This window comes from Pseudomonas sp. Leaf59 (genome assembly GCF_920984685.1).
Lineage (GTDB): Bacteria > Pseudomonadota > Gammaproteobacteria > Pseudomonadales > Pseudomonadaceae > Aquipseudomonas.
Genome location: NZ_CAKLBR010000001.1, coordinates 22,076 through 39,775, shown reverse-complemented (window position 1 = coordinate 39,775; position 17,700 = coordinate 22,076). Strand labels below are relative to the sequence as shown.

Sequence of the window (17,700 nt, the reverse complement as noted above, 5' to 3'; positions counted from 1 at the left end):
ATTCCTGGAATAGCATGTCGCGAGCCCCTATTTGAACTCGTTTTTTCGAATCTCACAATCTGCTAGAACTTTATCCAGCCATGCCTCATACCAATACCATGTGTTCATTACTGTGACCCCAAACCCTTTCCCCTGCTTCTTTGCTTCGTTGGCTTGCCACATTTTAGTATGGTGCATCATATTGAATCTTACGTAGCCAGCGATCTGTACTTTCTCTACAATTTTCGAGGGCAAATATTTAGGACGCTCAGTCTCCTTGATCTGAATATATTTAGTATTCATCCCTTGAGCCATTTCAGATCCTGGTTTGATGAACTCAATAACTTGGTCCGCCTGGCCTTTATGATTTGCGGTTTTAGGGACGAAGAAAACACGGTATGAAAATTTTGGATCGTTGAATTCCTCATCGGTTAGAGTTAAGTCAAACGCAGTTATGTAAGCTCGAATATTTTCAGGGAGACCGTTTGCTTGAGATAATCGGTCCACCTGGTCTTTGTTTAAAGATGAAAACTGAAGGCTAAAAGACAAGTGCCTATCAATGCCGAAGTCGGTACCAAATAAAGATTTTATGAGTTCATTATAGTTCAGGCAGCAGGCTTGAAATCTAGCACTTAAAAACTGATCTATTCTCGTTGTCATTTGGTGCTCGATCTCATGCCTCAAACCGATTAGGAACCGAAGATTGTTCGCAGCATTCACGTCGACCGGTGATTCTGGTTGATTCAAACATTTCTCTAGCTCCCAATGTTTTACAGCACCCTTAGCAGTTTTTTGAAATCTCTTTCGTGTGCCTTCCATTTTGAAGTAGCGATACTCAATGCCTTTTTTTCGATAAAACGCATGGAGGAGATATGTCCAAGAGATCATCATCAAAACTATGAATATCTCAGACTTGAAGGTGAGCGCAGGATTATTGAATATCTGTACCGAAGCAAGGGCAGCTTCTCTAGATTTCTTTATAAGCTCGCCCGCTACCGAGCCAACTGATCGCACTCTCTTCTCTATCGCCATTCGGATCATCCTTATAGTGAATGGTATTTATCAATTTAAAGTGCTGGCACTGGAGAATGGCCATTGGGCGCGCTTGGAATGACCCTTCTCTCATTGAAACGATAGCGACAGATGGCTAGAAATCCAGTCTGAGCTTCTGATTGACTGTACTGAGCTGCCAGACCGCTTCGACACTAGGCTAAACGTGAATGCACAGCTAAATCCTTTCTATGAATTGCTCTCATACGCGGTATCGGATCATCTATGAAATCTCTCTTTATAGGAATGACCGCTTCTGGCCGACTTCTGCCGTTCGCGGCGGGCAGCAACCGGCCCGTCGCTGCCCAGCAAAGCCGAAAGAAGAACCAACCACCAACACCTGCGTCGACTACGCCCGACCTATCCGCCCAGAGTAACAACCCTGCTTGGCATGGTGCACGTGAATGTACCCAACCTCTGGATTGGCAAACATCCGAGTAACGACAGTTTCCATTGCTATTCCATCAGCGATGTCTGCGTCGAGCATCATCCCATCATCAGTGAAAGCGCGAAGTGATAGCAGACGGATTCGCATGGACTCGGGTACCTCATCGACTGCGTCATAAGCCTGTGTGGTCCACTCCCGTATGAAGATCGCGTGTGAGGCGCGGTATGGCGTCTTGGCAGGCTGGCTGACATGGTTGAGTAAAAGCACGCTCTGACCTGGCTGCGCATCCTTCATTTCAATACGGTCAGGAAAGCCTGGGTGGCTGTCGACGATGTAACGCTTTATCCCGAGCAATGCGAGCTCCTGATCAGGCAATCCAAACAGTGACTGGAATGGCTCGGGGGAAAGGCCAGTGATACGAAACGCCATGGTCGAACTCCTATGGGGTTGGAGTTCTATCAGGCTGGAATTCGTACCGTACCTGCTATCCGATTCTTGCTGCTTTATTCAAGCTGAAGCGACCGGCTGTTCAGGCCGTCGCTAACCGGTCCAGAGTCAGTCAAAACGTAAGTCGAGCTGCATCAAATCCAGCTAGCAAGCTGGGCCAATCGCCAATACGTTCCAGACCAAGGCAATCCGCAACGTCCAAGTAAACGTAGGACCAGGGACGGTCAGTTGCTAACTGCTCACCTCCACGGCTGGCCGATTGCCCGAACGCCCTCACCCACCTTATCCTGATCCCTCTCAGTCTCACGAGCCCGGAGCCGCCATGGACCTCTCCACCCTCGCTCTATTCCTCCCCGCGTGCTTTGCCCTGAACATGGCGCCCGGCCCTAACAACCTGCTTTCCGTGAGCAACTCCACCCGGTACGGCTACCGCATTTCCTGCCTGGCCGGCATCGGGCGCCTGGTGGCCTTCGCCGGCATGATCGCTCTCGCCTCCGCCGGGCTGGCGGTGGTGCTGCAGACCTCGGAGTTGTTGTTCTACGGGATAAAGATCCTGGGGGCGGCGTATCTGTTTTACCTGGCGTTCCAGCTGTGGCGCGCGAATCCGCTGGCCGATGCGCAATCGCAGGCCAATAAGGCAGGGTTATGGGCATTGGCGCGTCAGGAGTTTCTGGTAGCGGCGGGCAATCCGAAAGCGATCCTGATCTTCACTGCATTCCTCCCACAATTCGTGGTCCCCGACCAACCTGTCACGCCGCAATTTGCCTTGCTGGGCGCGATGTTCCTGGCCCTGGAATGGATCGCCATCAGCGCCTACGCCTACATGGGCCTGCACATGCGCCGCTGGTTCGCAGCGCCACGGGGCAAGCGGATATTCAATCGGTGCTGCGCCGGGTTGTTGTCGGCGGCGGCAACGGTGTTGTTGATGGCCCGCCGGGCTTGAGCCATCTCGCGCTTCAGCGTGCCCGTTCATGCGCGCCGTGTCAGGGCCGAGGATTCTTGACGTAGCGCATGACGACGAAACAGGCGACTAAAATCAATGGCGCGATGGAGAGCATGCCCATGTAGGTGGAGCCAGACAGATCGTTGATCTTGCCTACCATCACAGGTGCAACGATGCCGCTCAACTGGCCGATGGAGTTGATTGCAGCCGTGCCCGTGGCGATCGCCAATCCCGAAAAGGTTGATTGCGGAATGGTCCAGAAAATCGGAATCGCGATAAAGGTGCCCGCCGTCGCGAGTACGAGAGCGGCCATCATGGCCCATGACGAGTCCGAGAACAGGCAGGCCAGCAGATAGCCCACTGCCGCCGCCATTAGGCACAGAACCAGATAACGCTTGCGCTCACCGGTACGATCGGAGCGCCGTGTCAGCCATATCATGCCGACGCACGCCACGATGTAAGGCAGCGCCGAAAGCATCCCGACCCAGAGCAGATCCTGCACGCCGGAAGATTTGATCAGGTGCGGCATCCAGAAGTTGAGGCCATAGGAAGCGGACTTGATCACGAAGTAGATGAACGCCATGATCGCGACTTCCCGGGTCAGCAACACACGCCACAAGGAGCCCAATACCGGTTTCTGGTTGACCTTGTCATGCGCCAGATTGGCCGCCAGCAGGTCCTTCTCGCTACGGCTTAACCACTTGGCCGATTCGATGTCTCGGTCCAGTTTCCACAGTACCAGCAGGCCGAGTACCACGCAGGGCAGCCCGGACATCAGGAACAGCCAGTGCCAGCCAGCCAGACCGAACACGCCATCCATCGTGCCCAACAGAATGCCCGCTGCCGGCCCTCCGACGGCGCCTGCCAAAGGTACAGCGAGGAACCACAGGCCATTCATTTTCGCCAGGTGCTTCTTGGGAAACCAGCACGCCAGGTAGAACAGGATCGCCGGGCCAAAACCGGCTTCCATGACGCCGATCAAAAAGCGCAGGAAGTACAGGGTGTATTGGGTGTAAGCGAACATCAACGCCGCCGTCGCCAGCCCCCAGGAAACCATGATCCGGCAGATCCAGGCAGGCGCGCCATAGCGCTTGAGCCCCAGGCTGCTGGGGACTTCGAACAGCACGTAGCCGAAGAAAAACATGCTCGCAGCCAGGCCATACGCCGCGTCGCTCAAACCCAACTCTTGCTGCATCTGGGCCTTGGCGAAGCTGATGTTGATTCGGTCAAAATAGGAAAAAAGAAAGCAGATAATGGCCAGCGGCATAATGCGCCAGGCCACACGCCGATAGAGCAGCAGCTCGTTGATCGTTTCTGTGTTGCGCGCGAGCGCGATTTCGCCAGTCATGGCAACCATGATATTTCTCCATTGTTGTAATTATTGGAGAGAAGCAAGGTTCCTCAGGAACCCTGCTCAATGGGTTCAGCTGATTAGAATAAGTTTGGCCTTGTACGTCTGACCTTTAACGACATAGTCGGCGGCGTTTTGCTGCATACCGGCAATTGCTTCAGGTGTCAGTTCGCGCACGACTTTGGCGGGCGAGCCGAGAATCAGGGAGTTGTCCGCGAACACCTTGCCTTCGGTGACAACCGCCCCGGCACCGACCAGGCAGTTCTTGCCGATGACCGCGCCATTGAGCACCACAGCCTGAATCCCGATCAGCGCTCCGTCGCCGATGGTGCAACCATGCAACATGGCCTGGTGGCCGATGGTGACGCCCTCGCCCACCGTCAGCGCAAATCCTGGGTCGGCATGCAGCACAGCCCCCTCCTGCACATTGCTGTGCCGCCCTACTCTGATCGGCTCGTTGTCACCACGCAGTACCGCCTGCGGCCAAACACTGACGCCCTTTTCCAGGATGACATTGCCGATGATGGTGGCGTCCTGCGCGATGAACGTTTCGGCGTGAATGGCAGGAATAAGGGTGTCGTATTGATAAATCGCCATGACAGTTCCCCCTCAAGCCTGAGCATCGGTTTTCAGAACACCGGCGGCACACAGCTCGGCGATGTGTTCATCGCTGTAGCCCAGTTCGCGCATGACGTTGTGGGTATGCTCGCCGACGCGTGGAATTGATCGCCGCGGTTGCAGGCGCTCGCCATCCAGGGACAACGGCAGCAACGGCATGGCGGTGAACGATCCGTCTTCGAGTTCAAGATTTGCCAGGCCGCCGCTATGCAGCAGGTGAGGATCCTCAAACAGTTCCTCGGGTCGCCGAATCGGTGCAAACGGAATGCTGTTGGCCTCGAGTTCCAGGGCCAACGCTTGAGCGTCCATGGTGGCAAACACCTCAGCCAGGTGAGCCAACAGGCGCGGCCGTTGCAGCACGCGATCGTTGTTGGTCGCCAGGGTCTGGTCGTCCAGCAAGGCGCTCTGGCCCAGCAAATGACACAAGGCGCTCCATTGGCCTTCACCGGTGGCGGCGACGAACATCTGTTCGCCACCGGCGAACTCGAACACATCGTAAATGGCCCAGGCGCTGATACGGTTTGGCATCGGGGCAGCCGCCTGGCCGGTCACGGCGTACTGCTGCATATGCTGTGCGGCGAGCAATACGCAGTTTTCGTAAAGCGCGCTCTGCACCTCACGACCGACACCCGTGACATTACGATCATTAAGTGCAGCAAGCACACCAATGGCACCGAACATGCCCCCCATGATGTCATTCACGGAGCTGCCGGCACGCAGAGGTCTGCCTACCGGGCCGGTCATATAGGCCAGGCCTGCCATCATTTGCACCACTTCATCCAGGGCCAGGCGATTGTCGTAAGGGCCGCTGAGAAAGCCTTTGTGCGAGGCGTAGATGATGCGCGGGTTACGCGCTCGAATCGCTGCGTAACCGAAGCCGAGCTCGCTCATGCGACCGGGTTTGAAGTTCTCGATGAAAACGTCAGCGGTATCGATCAAAGCCAGTACCGCATCTCGGCCTTGTGCAGTATTGACGTCGATGGCGATGCACTGTTTGTTGCGGTTGAAGGTGCGAAAAAAACCGGCACCCGCGCCCAGCAGACGGCGTGTACCGTCTCCGCGAATGGGTTCAATCTTGATCACCTCGGCACCGAGGTCACCCAGGATCATTCCGCAGGTCGGACCCATCACCATATGAGAAATTTCAACGACACGAATGCCGTCCAATGGAAGCCTGGACATTATTGTTTTCCTCGATCAGACAGGTTCAGCGGCGACTGGCAGCCGACACGTAATTGAGTGGCAGGCCGGCGCGGGCAATGCAGCCGTAAAGGGTTTCGTGCGGCAAGGCGTCGCGCAGCACCTCGCGGGATGCGATCAATGCAGCCAGGTCAATGCCGGTCTCGTGGCCCATGCTTTGGAGCATGAACACCAGGTCCTCAGTGACGGTATTGCCGGATGCGCCCGGTGCGAACGGACAACCGCCCAACCCGGCCAATGACGAATCGAGCTCGGTGATACCTTGCTGAACGGCGACCAGGCTATTGGCAAGCGCCAGGCCTCGCGTGTCGTGGAAGTGCGCAGCCCTGAGCTTGTCACCCGCGATGGCGCGAATCGCCTGCAAGGTGCACGCGACCTGGCCTGGATTGGCATAGCCCGTGGTGTCTCCCAGGGACACCCGATCGCAACCGGCTTGCAGTGCATGCCCGGTTAGCTCGCAAAGATCGCTCAATGGCACATCACCTTGGCGGGTGCACCCAAACGCCACAGACATTCCGGCAATGACCTGAACGTTGTGCAAGCCAAGCTCGGTGCGAAGCAGGCACATCCGCGCCAACTCCTCGACCATCTCCAGCGGCGTACGACGCACATTAGCCAGGCTATGGGCAGCGCTGACGGACACCGGCGCAATAATTCGGTGAGCGCCGGATTCCAGTGCATCACGACAGCCACGCAGGTTAGGCGCCAGCACCGTGACAACCAGATCCGGAAAGCTCAAGGCATGGGCGACGACCTCTTTGGCATCGGCCATCTGCGGTAAAAGTTTGGCGGGCACAAAGGACGCCACCTCCATATAGCGTACGCCGGCGGCATAGGCGGCATCGATCCATTGTCGTTTGGCAGACGTCGACATAATGGCTTGAAGGCTTTGCAAACCATCACGCATGCCGACTTCATTGATTGTTATTGTTGTCATGAAAAAACTCTCACAGGCCGAAGCGTCACTTCAGATTAGAGAGCCATAAATGCAGCAAAAAGACGTTATTTACGCGTTGATCCATCGTCAACCGCGATGGATGCAATCAGGGCTGGGAATGAAGCGGTGCTGCGCGCGAAAGCAGGTGATCCAGCAAACGGCGCGCTGACAGCGAAAGTGCATCCCGATCACGAACACAGATAACGAACTCACCCAACGCCCAGTCATCGGTCAGAGGAATAATGCGCAGGTCAAACAGCGATGCATACCGTGCCACGGCTTCCAGTGGGAATACAGCAAGTCCCAGGCCGAATTGCACCAGGCGGAATGCTGCGTCGAACGACGATACATAGGAACGAAACCGTAACTCATGGCCATCCCTCGTCGCTTCATTACGCATAAAGTTATTCAACGTGGCGAAAGCGGATAACCCCAAGTGATCAAAGGCCAGGGTCTCAGCGAACGCAATACGGGTGCGATTGGCCAGGGAATGGTTCGATCCGACGACGACGGCCAGATGATCACGACGATAAGGCACAAACTCCAGATCGCCCACGGCCATTGATCGTCGACATATGCCTAAATCTGCATTGCCTTCGGCCACTCCGCGCACCACGTCGGGACTGAAGCGCTCCTCGATGTCTGTCTGGATTCCCGGGTGCTCGAGCATGAAGTCACACAGCTCTTCCGGCAGGAACTCCATAATTGACGAAATGTTTGCCAACACCCGTACATGTCCACGGGCGCCTTCAGCGTATTCGCCAAGTTCACTATCGAGCCGTTCCATCGCACGCGTCAGAGACCGCGCGTGCCGAAGTAGCGCCAACCCCGCCGGAGTCGGTTCAACCCCGCGCTTGCTGCGGCTCAGCAGCGGCGTACCAAACCGCGCCTCAAGGTCGGAAATACGTTTACTGACCGCCGACGGCGCAATGAATCCTCGCTCGCTGGCGCGCGCAATCGTGCCCTCTTCACAGACCAGAATGAATAAGTGCAGGGTTAAGTGATCCAGGTGCTGCATTACGTCCTTCCTTCAAGTCGCAATGTGGCGCGAAGATGCTTATTCCCCGCGTTCAATCTACTGAGGTTTTCGCAAATTCTGGATATACGCAAGCGCCGCTTGAATGGCTTCGGGCTTTGCAGGCACTTTGAAGAGGCGCTGGGTGACCTCGCCGCTGCCCCGAGCTGGAGGAATGGCTAGACGTCATTGAGCGAGTTGGTCATAGTATTTTCCGATCAGGCCGACGTCTCGGCCTCTTATCCCAGGCTCTACAGGACAACATGTCCAGCATTGCAATCACCGATCTAATTGTGCCTTGGGACGTCGACAGCATCTCGCGACCGGTAGTGGCCTTGAGTGCTACATGGGTAACAAAGGACTGGGAAAATGCGAGGCATCAGCACCGCAAGGCGCAGCTGATCTACTCCCTACGCGGAATCCTCAACTGTGAAATTGACGACGGTGTCTGGATCGTGCCGCCGCAGTGCGCCATATGGATACCGGGAGACTTGCCGCACGCGGCGCGGGGGGCGGGTGAAACGGAATGCTATTGCCTGTTCGTTGAACCAGACGCCGCACCAAACCTTCCGAAAACCTGTTGCACGATTTCGGTATCGCCCTTGCTACGCGAGTTGCTGCTGAAGGCGGCCGGTTTTCCTGAGTTATACGCACAGGGGGGACGGGAAGACCGGTTGATTGCTGCATTGCTCGATGAGCTGGCGGCGGCACCGGTGGAAGACTTGCATCTGCCCATGCCACGCGATCCCCGATTGCGCCGCCTCGTGGAAATGATGCTGGCCGCCCCCTCGGACAAAACCTCGAAGGCCGACTGGGCAACTCGCATTGGCATGAGCGAGCGGAGCATGAGCCGTCTTTTGCTGCATGAAATTGGGATGAGCTTTGGGCGCTGGCGTCGGCAACTGCATGTGATCCTTGCGCTGCAACGTTTGACCAAGGGTGAAAGCGTGCAAACGGTGGCATTAGAGCTGGGATACGAAAACGCCAGTGGTTTCGTCACCATGTTCCGCAAGGCAGTGGGCAAACCTCCTGCACGATACCTCTCGGATCGCATCAGCGGCGCAGAGCTTGTTTCAGCGCCCAGCATCATACTCCCTAACGAAATCCAACCCTGATGGATCAGGGTCTTCGTTGAAAACCACCTGCACTCCACAACGACATCGCGCTTGGCCTAACTGAATAACAATCTGGCCTGGTTTCGCCATCACTCCCCCCTGTCTCTATTGTTAAATGCAACATCCGAATACAAATGAGTATTGTTGATGTTCGTCATCACACCTGTTGGGAAGTCCCGCTGGCCAATTGAAATGCGCGCAGAGCACGACGGCTATCTTCATCTGGATAGGCTGTACAAGCGCGCAATCAGGAGCGCGCCCCGCACCCTGCTGGGTTCGGCAGTTGCGGCGGCAATTCTTATTAGCGCACAGGGCGCATTCGCCGCCGAGCCAGGGCAAATTCAAACCAATGGGGAGTCTCAAGAAGGGATCGCATTGCCGGCCACCACCGTAACGGGCCACATGGATACCGCGATCACCGAACGTACTGGCTCCTACACCACGGACCAGACGGCGGCGGCGACGCACCTGCCGCTGTCGCTGCGGGAAACACCGCAGTCGGTGACGGTGATCACCCGCCAACGCATGGACGACCAGCAATTGAACTCGGTACAGGGCGTGCTGGAGAACACCACGGGTGTTTCGTCTTACCAGTCCGACAGCGAACGGACGAGTTTCTACTCGCGTGGTTTCTTGATCAACAACGTTCAGTACGACGGTATACCCACCGTCGTCGGCGACATTGTCAACGGGAGCGGCATCGGCTCCCTCGATACCGCGTTCTATGATCGTGTCGAGGTCGTGCGCGGCGCCTCCGGCCTGCTGACCGGCACCGGCAATCCCTCGGCCGCCATCAACCTGGTGCGCAAACGCCCGACCCGCGAATTCTCGGCGTCCGCCTCGCTCGGTGCGGGGAGCTGGGATACCCACCGGGAAATGGCCGATGTATCGACTCCGTTGACCGAGGATGGCCGTATCCGCGCTCGCATGGTCGGAACGTCCCAGGAAGGAAACTCGTACATTGATGGCTACAAGCCGCAGAGGCAGGCGTTCTACGGCATCATCGAGGCAGATCTGACACCCGACACGACGGTGAGCCTGGGCTATGACTACCAGGACATCACACCGAAGGGCTCCACCTGGGGAGGTTTACCGCTATGGTTCAGCGACGGCACGCAGGCGGAATATTCACGCGCCAAGAACTATGCGCAGAACTGGAGCCATTGGGATAACACCCTCAAGACGGCGTTTACCGAGATCGAGCATCGCTTCGACAACGGCTGGAGTGTCCGGGCCGTCGCTAATCAATACCGCACGCAATTCGATGCCGAACTGCTCGGCCTGGTCGGTCGCCCCGATCGCGCCACGGGGCTGGGCTCCTTTCCCAACGGGGCTCTTCCGGTGGCACTGGCGTCCGAAGGTCGCAGCCGTCAAAACACCTTCGACGTGATGGCGAGCGGCCCTTTCGAACTGCTTGGCCGCCAGCATGACTTGGTGGTGGGGGCGACGAGTTCGCGCCGCACCTCCAGCCAGGAAGCTATCGCTCCGTTCTATGCAGGCTTCACGCCGGTCAATGTCTATCAACTGAGCACGGCTTTTCCCCGCCCCAACTTCGATGCCATGGCTTGGATACCGACCCGCACCCTGATCAAACAGAGCGGTGTCTATAGCGCAGCCCGGTTCTCGCTGGCCGATCCTCTGAAACTCATTATCGGCGGCCGCTTCAGCAACTACGAAATCGACGACGCCGTCGGCGGCTCGTCGTTGCACTACAAGAAGAGCAGTGAATTCACCCCGTATGCCGGCTTGATCTACGACATCGACAAGACCTATTCGGCCTACGTGAGCTATACGGGCATATTCAATCCGCAAACCGACTATCGCGACAGCAAGGGCAACGTACTCACGCCGACAAAGGGAAAAACCAAGGAAATCGGCCTCAAGGGCGCTTACATGGACGGGCGTCTGAATGCCTCGGTGGCCTTGTTCGAGACCGCGTTGGACAACGCTGCACAGATGGTCGCAGGAACCCGTACGCCAAGTGGTGCCCAAGCCTATATGGGCTCGGATGGGACGAAGTCGCGCGGGATCGAGTTGGACTTGCAGGGCGAGCTGGCGCGTGGCTGGAACATCTATTCAGGCATCGCCCATTTCACGGCACAGGATGGCGATGGCGTCCGCTTGAATTCGCAAATACCGCGCACCACTGCCCAGCTTTTCAGCACCTACCAGTTGCCCGGAGACTGGAGCAAATTGACGCTAGGTGCAGGCGTCAAATGGCAAAACCGCTTCTACCAGGCACCCAACACCGGTACCAGTTCGTTGGGCGGGGAACAGGGTTCTTATGCCCTGGTATCACTGTTAGGGCGTTACGCCCTCACGAAGCAGATCACCGCGGCAGTCAACGTCAACAACGTGCTCGACAAGAAGTATGCGTTGCAGAAGGGCGATTTTGACACCGTCGGTTATGGCGCACCACGCAACTTGATGGTGACGCTGGACTATAGATATTGATTTCCCGCAGGCGAACGCTTCACCCGTTAGAAATCCCCAGACATACACCACAGCCCATTGATTATCGAGAACGCCCCTATGCCCCTTCAGCCTAACCTGCAACCCACCCAAGCCCTGGCCGTGAGCGACCCAAACAGAGTCGCCTTGTTCTGGCTGACGACAGCCGCTGGCGCCGTACTTTTTGTCACATTCCAGCTATTTTTCTACGTAAACGACTTTGTAAGAGCGCACGGAGCGACGCCGTCGATTACCTTTGAGCCCGACATACTGTGGATGTTTTCCGCATTCTATGGCTCTTGGATCGTAACGGTGCTTCTCGCCCTGATCGGAACGCGTAAGGCTCAGTGGGTTGCCTTGGTCCTCGGCAGTCTGCTTGTCGTCCTGAATACCCTCGGGGGAATCTCCGATGGGTTGCGCGACGGTTGGCACATTACCTTCTCGGCAGTGTTCTTCATTACGTTGCCCGGCGTATTCGCCATTGCGGCCACCTGGCGTTGCATCAAAAGCAAAGGAGTCGGCCATGTCGGTGAATAGTTCTGACTTCCCTTTTGTCTGGATGAGCCTTACGCAAGAACCCGGACACGATCACCAAAAGGACTTCGCCGAATTCGAGGCCAACTTGCAGCGCGGGGAGCCCTTCGTGCTCCTGACTGATACAGCACCTGCCGACGACCATGAGCACTCGCCGGAAGAAAAGAAGCGCACTGCACTTTGGATGAAAAAGCACAAGATTGAATTGCGAAAGTGGGTCCTGGCAATGATTCTGGTCGAATCCAACTCGGCAAAACGTCTTGGTTTCAGAGCATTCGCGGTCGTTTTCGCCAAGTTCTGGGGCTATCCTTTGCTTCTCGCTGCTTCACGTGAGCAGGCAATGGAGATGGCACAAGAACTGCTCGCAAGGGATGTAAAGTCGCCTCACTAATGGCCGCCGCGGGCGTCCGCTCTTCCAGTGAAACTCTGCCGCCGCGCACTGTCGCGGCGAGCAGTTGTCCTCACCCATGACGCGACAGCCAGTAGCTGTCGGCGTGCTTTATCCGCACCGAACTCAATGACCTCATGCGCCAAAAAAATACATCCACCCGACCGCCCGGTTGCGAGTGGCATGATCTCGACCTATGGTCCAAGGCATGTTTTGCATTTGCTGTCCCCCCTTCCGCACTCAGGTGACGACATGCCCACACCCTCCCGCCCCGCCGTGCTCGAGCTGATCGGCAATACGCCGCTGGTTCGCGTCAGCCGTTTCGACACTGGCCCCTGCACCCTGTTTCTCAAGCTCGAATCACAGAACCCCGGCGGTTCCATCAAGGACCGTATTGGCCTGGCGATGATCGATGCCGCCGAGCGCGATGGTCGTCTGCGCGCCGGCGGCACCATTATCGAAGCCACTGCCGGCAACACCGGTCTGGGTCTGGCGCTGGTCGGCCGGGCCAAGGGCTATCGCGTGGTGCTGGTGGTGCCCGACAAGATGTCCACGGAAAAAGTGCTGCACCTCAAGGCCATGGGCGCCGAGGTGCATATCACTCGCTCCGATGTGGGCAAGGGCCATCCCGAGTATTACCAGGATGTGGCCGCGCGCATGGCCAAGGACATTCCCGGCTCGTTTTTCGCCGACCAGTTCAACAACCCGGCCAATCCGCTGGCCCACGAGACCAGCACCGCGCCGGAGATCTGGGCGCAAACCCAGCATGACCTCGACGCGATTGTGGTGGGCGTAGGTTCGGCGGGCACGCTCACCGGGCTCACGCGGTTTTTCAAGCGCGTGCAGCCGGAGCTGGCGATGGTGCTGGCCGATCCGCTGGGCTCGGTGATGGCCGAGTACAGCCGCAGCGGCCGCATGGAAACGCCCGGCTCGTGGGCGGTGGAAGGCATCGGCGAGGACTTCATCCCGTCGATTGCCGACCTCTCCAGCGTGCGCCACGCCTACTCCATCAGCGATGAAGAGAGCTTCGACCACGCGCGCCAGTTGCTCAAGGCCGAGGGCATTCTCGGCGGCTCGTCCACCGGCACCCTCCTCGCCGCCGCGCTGCGCTACTGCCGCGAACAGACCGAGCCCAAGCGCGTGGTGACCTTTGTGTGCGACACCGGCACGCGCTACCTGTCGAAGGTCTACAACGACCAATGGATGAATGACGCCGGCCTGTTGCAGTACAAACATTACGGCGACCTGCGCGACCTGATCGCCCGTCGTTTCGAGGACGGCCGCGTCATCAGCGTGAGCCCCGACGACACCCTGCTCACCGCCTTCCAGCGCATGCGCCTGGCCGACGTATCGCAACTGCCGGTGCTGGTGGACGGCCAGGAACTGGTGGGTGTGATCGACGAGTCCGACATCCTGCTGGGCCTGCACCATGACGCTGCGGATTTTTCCATGATCGTTGCCAGCGCCATGACCGACACCTTGCGAACCCTCGACCCCAGCGCCAGCCTGGCCGAACTGCAGGCCGAGCTGGATCGCGGCCTCGTCGCCATCATCGCCGACGCGTCGGGCTTCCATGGCCTGATCACCCGTGTCGACCTGCTCAACCATTTACGGAGGTCCCTTGCATGAGCCAGCCCGATAAAAACGCGTTCGCCACCCGTGTGATCCACGCCGGGCAAGCGCCCGACCCGAGCACGGGCGCGCTGATGCCGCCGATCTACGCCAACTCCACCTACCTGCAGGACAGCCCCGGTGTGCACAAGGGCTTTGACTATGGCCGCTCCCACAACCCGACGCGCTTTGCTCTGGAGCGCTGCGTAGCGGACCTGGAAGGCGGCAGCCAGGCGTTTGCCTTCGCTTCCGGGCTGGCCGCGATCTCTACCGTATTGGAACTGCTCGATGCCGGCGCGCATATCGTCTCCGGCAATGACCTGTACGGCGGCACCTTCCGCCTGTTCGACAAGGTGCGCCAACGCAGTGCCGGGCATCGCTTCAGCTATATCGACTTGAGCGATGTGGCGGCGTTTGAAGCGTCGTTGCAGGACGACACGCGCATGGTCTGGGTCGAGAGCCCGAGCAATCCCCTGCTGAGTCTCACCGACCTGCGCGCCGTGGCGCGTGTCTGCCGTGCGCGCGGCATCCTTTGCGTGGCCGACAACACCTTCGCCAGCCCATGGATCCAGCGCCCGCTGGAGCTGGGGTTCGATGTGGTGGTGCACTCCACCACCAAATACCTCAATGGTCACTCGGACGTGATTGGTGGCATCGCGATTGTCGGCGACAACCCGGCGCTGGCCGAGCGCCTGGGCTTCCTGCAGAACTCGGTTGGCGCCATTGCAGGGCCGTTCGATGCATTCCTGACCCTGCGCGGCGTGAAGACCCTGGCCCTGCGCATGGAGCGCCATTGCAGCAATGCACTGCAACTGGCGACCTGGCTGGAGCAGCAACCGCAAGTGGCGCGGGTGCACTACCCCGGCCTGAAATCCCACCCACAGCACGAGCTAGCGCAGCGGCAGATGCACGGGTTTGGCGGGATGATTTGCGTGGACTTGAATACCGACCTGGCCGGTGCCAGACGTTTTCTGGAAAACGTGAATCTCTTCGCCCTGGCCGAAAGCCTGGGCGGCGTGGAAAGTCTGATCGAACACCCGGCGATCATGACCCATGCCAGCATCCCGGCGGCCACCCGCGCGCAGCTGGGGATTGGCGACGGGCTGGTGCGGTTGTCGGTGGGCGTTGAAGACGTGGAAGACCTGCGCGCCGACCTGGCGCAGGCCCTGGCTCATATCTAAAGACTCGAGGCAGCAACGATCAAATGTGGGAGGGGGCTTGCTCCCGATGGCGGTGAATCAGTCAGCAATCCAGTACTGACCCGCCGCCATCGGGAGCAAGCCCCCTCCCACACGAAAACCGTGTCTTAGACTGAGGTAACCCCGGCCCGCGCGCTGTGCAGCTTCTTGTAGCTCTCGATCAGACGCAGGTGCCGGTCCAGCCCTTCAAGCTTCATGCTGGTCGGCGTCAGGCCATAAAAGCGCACGCTGCCGTCCACCGAGCCAATCACCGCGTCCATGCGTTCAGTGCCGAACATGCGGCGGAAATTGGCCTCGTAGTCTGCCAGCGCCAGGTCGTCGTCCAGCTCCATCTCCAGCACCGCGTTCAGAGCCTGGTAGAACAAGCCGCGTTCGGCGGTGTTGTCGTTGTACTGCAGGAACATCTCCACGCACTCCTTGGCTTCTTCGTACTGCTTGAGAGCGAGGAAAATCAGCAGCTTCAACTCCAGGATGGTCAACTGGCCCCACGCGGTGTTGTCGTCGAATTCGATGCCGATCAGGGTGGTGATATCGGTGTAGTCGTCCAGCTCGCTTTCGATCAGGCGTTCGACCAGCGCGTGCAGTTGCGCGTCATCCAGGCGGTGCAGGTTGAGAATGTCTTCGCGGAAAAACAGCGCCTTGTTGGTGTTGTCCCAGATCAGGTCGTCTACCGGGTAGATTTCCGAATAGTCGGGCACCAGGATCCGGCAGGCAGTGGCGCCCAGGTGCTCGTACACCGCCATGTACGACTCCTTGCCCATGCTCTCGAGGATGCCGAACAGGGTCGCGGCTTCCTCGGCATTGGAGTCTTCGCCGTGGCCAGAGAAGTCCCACTCGACGAATTGGTAATCCGATTGCGCGCTGAAAAAGCGCCACGACACCACGCCGCTGGAGTCGATGAAGTGCTCGACGAAGTTATTCGGCTCGGTGACCGCCTGGGCTTCAAAGGTCGGCTGCGGCAAATCGTTCAAGCCTTCGAAACTGCGGCCTTGCAGCAGCTCGGTGAGGCTGCGCTCCAGCGCCACCTCCAGGCTGGGGTGCGCGCCAAACGAGGCGAATACACCGCCGGTACGCGGGTTCATCAGGGTCACGCACATCACCGGAAACTCGCCGCCCAGGGACGCATCCTTGACCAGCACCGGGAAGCCCTGGGCCTCCAGGCCTTGAATGCCCGCGAGAATGCCGGGGTACTTGGCCAGCACTTCAGCCGGCACGTCCGGCAAGGCGAATTCGCCTTCGATGATTTCGCGTTTAACAGCGCGCTCGAAAATCTCTGACAGGCACTGCACCTGGGCTTCGGCGAGGGTATTGCCCGCGCTCATGCCGTTGCTGAGGTAGAGATTCTCGATCAGGTTGGACGGGAAATACACCACCTCGCCATCGGACTGGCGCACAAACGGCAGCGCAACGATGCCGCGCGCTTCGTTGCCGGAGTTGGTGTCGAACAGGTGCGAACCGCGCAACTCGCCGTCGCGGTTGTAGACCTTCAGGCAGTACGCATCGAGGATTTCCCCCGGCAGTTCGTCGTTGGGCCCGGGCTGGAACCAGCGCTCATCCGGGTAATGCACGAACGGCGCATTGGCCAGTTCCTCGCCCCAGAACTGATCGTTGTAGAAAAAGTTGCAGTTGAGCCGCTCGATGAATTCGCCCAGGGCCGACGCCAGCGCGCCTTCCTTGGTGGCGCCCTTGCCGTTGGTAAAGCACATCGGCGACTGCGCATCGCGGATATGCAGCGACCACACGTTGGGCACGATATTGCGCCACGAGGCGATCTCGATCTTCATGCCAAGCCCGGCGAGGATGGCGGACATGTTGGCGATGGTCTGCTCCAGCGGCAGGTCCTTGCCGGCGATGCGGGTGCCGGCGCCTGCAGTCGAGCCTGGCATCAGCAGGGCCTGGGCGTCGGCGTCGAGGTTCTCGACTTCCTCGATGACGAACTCGGGACCTGCCTGCACCACTTTCTTTACGGTGCAGCGGTCGATGGAGCGCAGGATGCCCTGGCGGTCCTTGTCGGAGATATCGGCGGGCAACTCGACCTGGATCTTGAAGATCTGGTTGTAACGGTTTTCCGGGTCGACGATGTTGTTCTGCGACAGGCGGATATTTTCCGTGGGGATATTGCGCGTCTGGCAATACAGCTTCACGAAGTACGCCGCGCAGAGTGCCGACGACGCGAGAAAATAATCAAAGGGCCCCGGCGCCGAACCGTCGCCCTTGTAGCGAATCGGCTGGTCGGCAATCACCGTGAAGTCATCGAACTTCGCTTCAAGTCGGAGGTTGTCGAGAAAGTTGACCTTGATTTCCATGGGGGCACACCAGAATAACGGCTGAACAAAAATGGCCGCCATTATGAGGTTTTTCCCCGGAAAGTTTCAGGCTTTTGCCAAAGCCTGCGCGAATGAGCAAAAAATCGAACGGCAAAACCACGGGGCACTCCAAACCCTGTGATGTCACTCAAGCTGATGTCCCATCAT

At 58.3% G+C, this 17,700-nt stretch carries 15 protein-coding genes; 7 read left to right on the top strand and 8 right to left on the bottom strand.

All coding sequences use genetic code 11. The features are described from left to right. Window positions 1-27: 27 nt before the first annotated feature. Window positions 28-1,011, bottom strand: coding sequence for a DUF3644 domain-containing protein (locus tag LUB09_RS00190; RefSeq protein WP_231421173.1), 984 nt, complete (start codon window positions 1,009-1,011; stop codon window positions 28-30). 367 nt (window positions 1,012-1,378) lie between these two features. Continuing rightward, on the bottom strand, window positions 1,379-1,846 hold the full coding sequence (locus LUB09_RS00185; RefSeq protein ID WP_231421172.1) for a DUF1203 domain-containing protein: 468 nt from the start codon (window positions 1,844-1,846) through the stop codon (window positions 1,379-1,381). A gap of 340 nt (window positions 1,847-2,186) precedes the next feature. On the opposite strand from LUB09_RS00185, the gene LUB09_RS00180 reads away from it, so the two are divergent. Further along, on the top strand, window positions 2,187-2,807 hold the full coding sequence (locus LUB09_RS00180; RefSeq protein ID WP_231421171.1) for a LysE family translocator: 621 nt from the start codon (window positions 2,187-2,189) through the stop codon (window positions 2,805-2,807). A 40-nt stretch (window positions 2,808-2,847) separates the two neighbouring features. Here the strand turns inward: LUB09_RS00180 and LUB09_RS00175 are convergent, their stop codons facing one another. From LUB09_RS00175 to LUB09_RS00155, 5 genes are all read right to left on the bottom strand, one after another. Continuing rightward, complete coding sequence (locus tag LUB09_RS00175) at window positions 2,848-4,164, bottom strand: MFS transporter (protein ID WP_209981707.1); 1,317 nt, start codon at window positions 4,162-4,164, stop codon at window positions 2,848-2,850. A gap of 66 nt (window positions 4,165-4,230) precedes the next feature. Continuing rightward, window positions 4,231-4,755 carry a gamma carbonic anhydrase family protein gene (locus tag LUB09_RS00170; protein WP_209981705.1) on the bottom strand — a complete coding sequence of 175 codons (525 nt, stop codon included), beginning with the start codon at window positions 4,753-4,755 and terminating at the stop codon, window positions 4,231-4,233. 12 nt (window positions 4,756-4,767) lie between these two features. Next, window positions 4,768-5,958, bottom strand: a complete 1,191-nt coding sequence (locus tag LUB09_RS00165) for a CaiB/BaiF CoA transferase family protein (RefSeq protein ID WP_209981702.1) — start codon at window positions 5,956-5,958, stop codon at window positions 4,768-4,770. Window positions 5,959-5,983: 25 nt separating this feature from the next. Beyond that, window positions 5,984-6,913 (bottom strand): hydroxymethylglutaryl-CoA lyase, encoded by a 930-nt coding sequence (locus tag LUB09_RS00160; protein ID WP_231421170.1) that lies wholly within the window; start codon window positions 6,911-6,913, stop codon window positions 5,984-5,986. A 106-nt stretch (window positions 6,914-7,019) separates the two neighbouring features. Next, window positions 7,020-7,931 (bottom strand): LysR family transcriptional regulator, encoded by a 912-nt coding sequence (locus tag LUB09_RS00155; protein WP_209981698.1) that lies wholly within the window; start codon window positions 7,929-7,931, stop codon window positions 7,020-7,022. 260 nt (window positions 7,932-8,191) lie between these two features. Here LUB09_RS00155 and LUB09_RS00150 point away from each other — a divergent pair, with 260 nt between their 5' ends. The 6 genes from LUB09_RS00150 (at window position 8,192) to LUB09_RS00125 (ending at window position 15,208) form a co-directional block, all read left to right on the top strand. Next, complete coding sequence (locus LUB09_RS00150; RefSeq protein ID WP_231421169.1) at window positions 8,192-9,043, top strand: AraC family transcriptional regulator; 852 nt, start codon at window positions 8,192-8,194, stop codon at window positions 9,041-9,043. Between the two features lie 147 nt (window positions 9,044-9,190). Beyond that, window positions 9,191-11,497, top strand: a complete 2,307-nt coding sequence (locus LUB09_RS00145) for a TonB-dependent siderophore receptor (protein ID WP_231421168.1) — start codon at window positions 9,191-9,193, stop codon at window positions 11,495-11,497. A 144-nt stretch (window positions 11,498-11,641) separates the two neighbouring features. Next, window positions 11,642-12,031: a hypothetical protein gene (locus LUB09_RS00140; RefSeq protein WP_231421167.1), complete on the top strand. Its 390-nt coding sequence runs from the start codon at window positions 11,642-11,644 to the stop codon at window positions 12,029-12,031. Next, on the top strand, window positions 12,018-12,419 hold the full coding sequence (locus LUB09_RS00135) for a hypothetical protein (protein ID WP_209981691.1): 402 nt from the start codon (window positions 12,018-12,020) through the stop codon (window positions 12,417-12,419). Before LUB09_RS00140 ends, LUB09_RS00135 begins: the two co-directional genes overlap by 14 nt. A gap of 249 nt (window positions 12,420-12,668) precedes the next feature. Next, window positions 12,669-14,045, top strand: coding sequence for a pyridoxal-phosphate dependent enzyme (locus LUB09_RS00130; RefSeq protein ID WP_231421166.1), 1,377 nt, complete (start codon window positions 12,669-12,671; stop codon window positions 14,043-14,045). Beyond that, window positions 14,042-15,208 (top strand): cystathionine gamma-synthase, encoded by a 1,167-nt coding sequence (locus tag LUB09_RS00125; protein WP_231421165.1) that lies wholly within the window; start codon window positions 14,042-14,044, stop codon window positions 15,206-15,208. The genes LUB09_RS00130 and LUB09_RS00125 overlap by 4 nt, the downstream gene beginning before the upstream one ends. A 125-nt stretch (window positions 15,209-15,333) precedes the next feature. On the opposite strand, the gene LUB09_RS00120 is transcribed toward LUB09_RS00125, so the two are convergent. After that, window positions 15,334-17,532: an OsmC domain/YcaO domain-containing protein gene (locus tag LUB09_RS00120; RefSeq protein ID WP_231421164.1), complete on the bottom strand. Its 2,199-nt coding sequence runs from the start codon at window positions 17,530-17,532 to the stop codon at window positions 15,334-15,336. Window positions 17,533-17,700 lie beyond the last annotated feature (168 nt).